General features: G+C 39.1%; 1 protein-coding gene. It reads right to left on the minus strand.

Annotated features, from left to right (window positions below):
* Nucleotides 1-226: 226 nt before the first annotated feature.
* The gene (locus AC04NP_RS30585; RefSeq protein WP_482863931.1) at nucleotides 227-571 is read right to left on the minus strand and encodes a ribbon-helix-helix domain-containing protein; all 345 of its coding nucleotides are present in this window, start codon (nucleotides 569-571) and stop codon (nucleotides 227-229) included.
* Nucleotides 572-663: the final 92 nt, after the last annotated feature.

Genomic DNA, 663 nt, shown 5'->3' on the forward strand with positions numbered 1-663 from the left:
TGAGCAAAACTCAGCAGTTCATCTACCTGACTGCCAATGGTCTTATTCTCCTTCTGCTGATCGGAGGACACTCTTGTATATATCGCTGCTGTTTTCATATAATGAATTTTCAATTAGTTCATTGCTAGATTGTTCAGTTGGAATAATTTCGCTATTGGCTGGCACAAGTAAATGGTAAATCTGAGAGAGCTTTTGCTCCCACATACGGTCATAACAGAAGGATATTTTAGCTTGCCTCTCTTGTTTGGCCATGATCTTTCTTTGACAAAAATTCCTCCAATGCTGCCCTGACTACTTTGCTGATAGTCATTCCTTTGGAACTTGCAAACTTTCTTACCCGGCTGATCAGGCCGGGTGGTATTTTTACCGTAAACACTACAGAAGTTTCCGGTATAGCCATTTTCCCATTGATCTCCCTGGCTTGCTGAACATAGCGATAGGCCTGTATCTGGGATACACCATATTTTTCCATCAAGTGCAATATTACCTGAGATTGAGGCTTGTCTTTTTTCAGCAAAGCATACGTATGATTGATGCGTTTTACCAATTCGACTTTCTGTGATCTTTCCATTTATCATAAAAATAATACTTTTTGTGATAAATCCAAAATTAAAACTTCCCTCTTTTAATCGAGATCCTCCTACTAAACTCAATGTTTGTGGG

Source organism: Agaribacillus sp. DX54 (genome assembly GCF_056858335.1).

Bases quoted from the DNA above. Each gene is read 5' to 3' on its own strand.
- AC04NP_RS30585 (WP_482863931.1), bottom strand. From the start codon at position 571: ATGGAAAGATCACAGAAAGTCGAATTGGTAAAACGCATCAATCATACG.